The following is a 2,584-nucleotide window of genomic DNA, read 5'->3' as shown; positions in this document are numbered from 1 at the left end:
GTCCATACAACGTTATACGGTTACCGTTGCCGCGCCTTGCGGGCGGCATAGCGGGCGTCACGGGCGGCTTTTTGCTCCGTCAGGGAGGTGACGTCGCGCGCGGCCTGGTCTGCGGCCTTTTGCAAAGCATCCGCTTCCTGCATGGCTTTTTCGGCCTGCTCAGCGGCATGCCGTTCGGCCTCTTGGGCGGCCAGCTGGGCCTTGGCGATCTTCCGCTCGGTGGCCCGGACCTCCCGAGCGATGACTGCGGCCCGTCGGGCTGCTTGCCGTTCGACAACTGCAGGGTCATCCGGCCCCGGCTTCGCGCGGAACTTGTTCAACTGAACCTTTCGGGCTTCCGCAGCGGCGCTCAGCCGTTCGTTAAAACCCTTTTCCTTGATACCGCTCATCTCGTTCAATCCATGTTCTCTGACTTCACCGTTGTCTCAGCAGACTGCGGCGTTGATCGGCCGCCATCGGCCCGAGCCGAATCGGGGGTAAAACCCGTTCCGGTTTAGTCTCTTAGCGCCTTCGTACGCCTCTCGTAAACGGTTTGTCGCGGGAAGCAGACCCTCCAATTCCGCGCCCTCGGCGCCCCGCTCCAGCAGTGAAGCGATGAGAAGAAACTTTGATGCAGAAATGAAGGAGTTGGCGACTTTCGTCTTTTCCCACATAGGTCAGGCGATCTGGCGGGACACTCGGAAAGTTCGAGTGCTTTGGTCGGTTCTGTCAGATCTCAGGGCAGCTTGCCGAAAGCGCCCCTAGTGGATAGGTTCCCGGCCCGATTTTAAGGGATCAAGAGAGTCGCCATGGACTGCCCACACTGCCACTCGTCGTCGACCACCGAGCGGGAGGGGCGAACGGTTCATGGCTTCCGGCGGTTCCGGTGCCGGGGTTGCGGGCGGCGGTTCAACGAGCGGACCGGCACGGCACTCAACCGGGTCCAAGTGCCGACCGACATCATGTTTCTCGTGGTTTTCTGGAGGTTGCGCTACAAGCTGAGCCTGCGCGACTTGGCGGAGATGTTCCTGATCCGCGGCATCGTGTTCACCCACGAGGCGGTGCGGGATTGGGAAGCCAAGTTGGCGCCACTGCTCGCCGAAGGCCTGCGCAAGCGGCGCGCCGGCAAAGCCGGCCGATGCTGGCACGTCGACGAGACCTACCTCAAGGTCGCCGGCGAATGGTGCTATCTGTACCGGGTGATCGATCGCGACGGTAACCTGGTCGACGTCTACCTCAGCGAAAACCGCGACATGGCAGCGGCCAAGGCTTTCCTTCGCTCCGCCAGGTCGGTCACCCAGGTCGAGCCCGAGCAGGTCACCACCGACGGACACACCAGCTATCCCAGGGCCATCGCCGAGGAACTCGGCATGGACGTTGATCACCGCACCAGTCAGTATAAAAACAACGTGATCGAACAGAATCACCGGGGCATAAAAGGACGCTACCGGTCGATGCGCGGGTTCAAGAACTTTGATGCAGCTCATCGCTTCTGCCGCGCCTTCGACGAAGCCCGCAACTTCCCGCGCCCGGCTACCTACATCAACCAGACCATCTCGCTCGCCCGTCGGCGGGTCATCCAGGTGCAGCGCGTGGCCGCGCTGCGGGATCTGATCTCCGCAGCATGATACAGCTTCTGGTAGTCATACGCCTGTCAGATGCGCAACTCGTCCCGAAACCTGACAGAACCATGCTGATGGAGCACGGTCGGTACGACATTGTCCATGGTATCCGTTCAACAGCCGGGATGCGCTATCGGGACAGTACATTGTTGACGGACCTACCATGGCAACACGGCGTGTCGATGGACAGCCATGAGGCGTGAGACTGTTGCTTCACTGACGCTGTAGAGGCGGGCCATCTGCGCGGCGGTTTTCCGGCCAAACAGAACGTTGTCGATGATATCGGCCTGCTGGACGGAGTTGAGCTTGCGCCGGCGACAGGCCCGCCCGGGTTCGCTCACCGATCATGGCCCGCTCGAACTCGAGAAAGGTGCCAATCATCTGCATCATCATAGTCCCAAAGTACCGGGCTGCAGAGCTAAAACAGTCGCCCAACCCGGTACTGCGGGGCTCAGCTATCCTGGAACTCACGCAACCGATGCCAATATTCATCGGCGCCGCCCTCGGGACTTCCCTCTTGTTGCCACAACACGTAGGCACGCTCACGGAGATGCTGGTCGAGAGCACGATCCCAGTATTCGTCCGCTCGTCCTTCCGGACGGCCTTCCTGTTCCCAAAGGAAGTAGGCACGTTTGCGGACAGCCTCTTCCAGGCCGGATTTCGTTTCTGAATCGGTTCTTATTTCGTCCCCGTAGGGCTGCATCGGGCCTCCCCGGCTGAGGTGCATTCGAGCGGTTAAGCTTCCGAGTTCGGCATCGGGGACCAACTGTCCGTGGGCAGCTGCCTCCAATGCCTTGGCCTTGAATTGAGCCTCGGTCGCGGCTCCACCTGATTCGTCGAGCGTGATGGGGTAGGTGTGAATAACCAATCCCTTGCTGTCCAATACGTCCACAAGACGCTTTTCCATAACACTGTTCCTTCTCAAGCCGTGCCGCCCGCGGGCGACGAAATACCGTGTTGCAGCCTAAGTCACGAGAGCCGCA

Annotated in this window: 4 protein-coding genes and 1 pseudogene; 2 read left to right on the top strand and 3 right to left on the bottom strand. The window is 60.7% G+C overall.

Translation table 11 applies throughout. The annotated features are described in order from the left end of the window. Positions 1 to 20 precede the first annotated feature (20 nt). Positions 21 to 389 (bottom strand): DUF6481 family protein, encoded by a 369-nt coding sequence (locus tag AC5JJ6_RS08655; RefSeq protein ID WP_496041644.1) that lies wholly within the window; start codon positions 387 to 389, stop codon positions 21 to 23. Positions 390 to 788: 399 nt separating this feature from the next. Here AC5JJ6_RS08655 and AC5JJ6_RS08650 point away from each other — a divergent pair. Continuing rightward, positions 789 to 884 (top strand): annotated as a pseudogene (locus AC5JJ6_RS08650) (transposase-like zinc-binding domain-containing protein); the annotation flags it as partial. 42 nt (positions 885 to 926) lie between these two features. Beyond that, a complete protein-coding gene (locus AC5JJ6_RS08645) occupies positions 927 to 1,607 on the top strand; it encodes an IS6 family transposase (RefSeq protein WP_496041646.1) in 681 nt (226 codons plus the stop codon). A 207-nt stretch (positions 1,608 to 1,814) separates the two neighbouring features. Here the strand turns inward: AC5JJ6_RS08645 and AC5JJ6_RS08640 are convergent, their stop codons facing one another. Together AC5JJ6_RS08640 and AC5JJ6_RS08635 are read right to left on the bottom strand one after the other, a co-directional pair. After that, positions 1,815 to 1,982 carry a hypothetical protein gene (locus AC5JJ6_RS08640; protein WP_496041645.1) on the bottom strand — a complete coding sequence of 56 codons (168 nt, stop codon included), beginning with the start codon at positions 1,980 to 1,982 and terminating at the stop codon, positions 1,815 to 1,817. Between the two features lie 70 nt (positions 1,983 to 2,052). Continuing rightward, complete coding sequence (locus AC5JJ6_RS08635) at positions 2,053 to 2,508, bottom strand: DUF2934 domain-containing protein (RefSeq protein ID WP_496041643.1); 456 nt, start codon at positions 2,506 to 2,508, stop codon at positions 2,053 to 2,055. Positions 2,509 to 2,584 lie beyond the last annotated feature (76 nt).

Source organism: Skermanella sp., from assembly GCF_059503625.1.
The sequence above is the reverse complement of the archived record's forward strand: the minus strand, read 5'-3'. Positions and strand labels throughout refer to the sequence as shown.

Bases quoted from the DNA above. Each gene is read 5' to 3' on its own strand.
- AC5JJ6_RS08655 (WP_496041644.1), bottom strand. From the start codon at position 389: ATGAGCGGTATCAAGGAAAAGGGTTTTAACGAACGGCTGAGCGCCGCT.
- AC5JJ6_RS08635 (WP_496041643.1), bottom strand. From the start codon at position 2,508: ATGGAAAAGCGTCTTGTGGACGTATTGGACAGCAAGGGATTGGTTATT.
- AC5JJ6_RS08640 (WP_496041645.1), bottom strand. From the start codon at position 1,982: ATGATTGGCACCTTTCTCGAGTTCGAGCGGGCCATGATCGGTGAGCGA.